The sequence below is a fragment of the Tahibacter caeni genome (assembly GCF_024609805.1).
Taxonomy (GTDB): Bacteria; Pseudomonadota; Gammaproteobacteria; order Xanthomonadales; family Rhodanobacteraceae; genus Tahibacter; species Tahibacter caeni.
Genome location: NZ_JANFVR010000661.1, coordinates 1 through 1,100, shown reverse-complemented (window position 1 = coordinate 1,100; position 1,100 = coordinate 1). Strand labels below are relative to the sequence as shown.

Annotated in this window: 2 protein-coding genes; both read left to right on the top strand. The window is 75.2% G+C overall.

Features of this window, described 5'->3' with window-relative positions; all coding sequences use genetic code 11:
• Nucleotides 1–414: hypothetical protein (locus NON22_RS24670; RefSeq protein WP_257389624.1), on the top strand; the 414-nt coding region annotated here is incomplete at its 5' end.
• 92 nt (nucleotides 415–506) lie between these two features.
• Complete coding sequence (locus tag NON22_RS24665; RefSeq protein ID WP_257389623.1) at nucleotides 507–1,031, top strand: hypothetical protein; 525 nt, start codon at nucleotides 507–509, stop codon at nucleotides 1,029–1,031.
• The last annotated feature ends 69 nt before the right edge of the window (nucleotides 1,032–1,100 follow it).

The following is a 1,100-nucleotide window of genomic DNA, read 5'->3' as shown; positions in this document are numbered from 1 at the left end:
CGCCGCGGCAACGGCGCCGTCGCCACCGTGGCCGCCGCGCCCGGGCGTGATTCGCAGGCGCTGCGCCTGCGCCTGGACGGCCGGCCGCTGACCAACGGCGCCGGTGCGTCGCAGGTCATGTTGCTCGCGAGCGGCGCCTACCGCCTGGAAGGCCTGGCCTACGCCGACGGCGCACAGGTGTTGCCCGAATCCGAATGGAGCGTGGACTGCCTCGCGCCGCGCGTGCAGCGCCTCGGCGCCGCGACGGCGCGGCCGACCCGTTCCTGGAACCGTTTTGCGCTCGATTTCCGCGTGCCCGAGCGCGACTGCACGGCGCAGCGCCTGCAGCTGACCGTGCGCGCGAGCGGCCGCGACGCCGGCGCCGAACTCTGGTTCGACGCGCTGAGCCTGACCACGGCGGTCGCCGGACCATGAAGCCGCGGCTCATCCATGCCGGCACGACCGCGCCGGCCTCAGACCACGACACGGCGCGCGCCGGCGCGCCGCGCCGCCAACGGGAGAACCCCATGAAACTGCACATCCTGCTCGCGCTGGCGCTGGCTTGCGCCGGTCCCTGCGCCTTCGCCGCCGGCGAAGGTCCCATCCTCCGCGCGCCGGTCGCGAATCTCGCCGCGATAGGCGGCCAAGTGCTGCTGGCCCAGGGCGCCGAGGTCGCGCCGGCCGCCGCCGGCGCGCCGCTGTATCCGGGCGACCGCCTGATGACGCTCGACGGCGCCGAGGCGCTGATCGCGTTCAACAGCGGCTGCAGCCAGCGCCTGGACGGCGATTCGCTGCTGACGATCGGCGAGCAGGCCGACTGCGCGCCGCCGCGGCTCGTCGCGTTCCAGCAGGCCATCGGCGAGACCGCGCAGGACGATGACGACGATCGCGCCGCGGCCGTCGTCGACGCCCGCAACGCGACCGGCACGCAGCTGACGAAGCTGACGCCGGGCCAGCGCTGGGCCGTGGCCGCGGCGTTGCTGATTCCGGCGCTGTACTACTGGGACCGCAACCGCAACGACGATGACGATCGCCCGCCCGTCAGCCGCTGATCCGGCGCCGTTGCGGCGGCATCGGCGCGCGGCAGCGCGCGCGGCCGGCGCGCTGCCGTCGAATGTCGC

What these genes read in the sequence shown, in the direction of transcription:
- NON22_RS24665 (WP_257389623.1), top strand. Translation starts at nt 507, where the DNA reads ATGAAACTGCACATCCTGCTCGCGCTGGCGCTGGCTTGCGCCGGTCCC.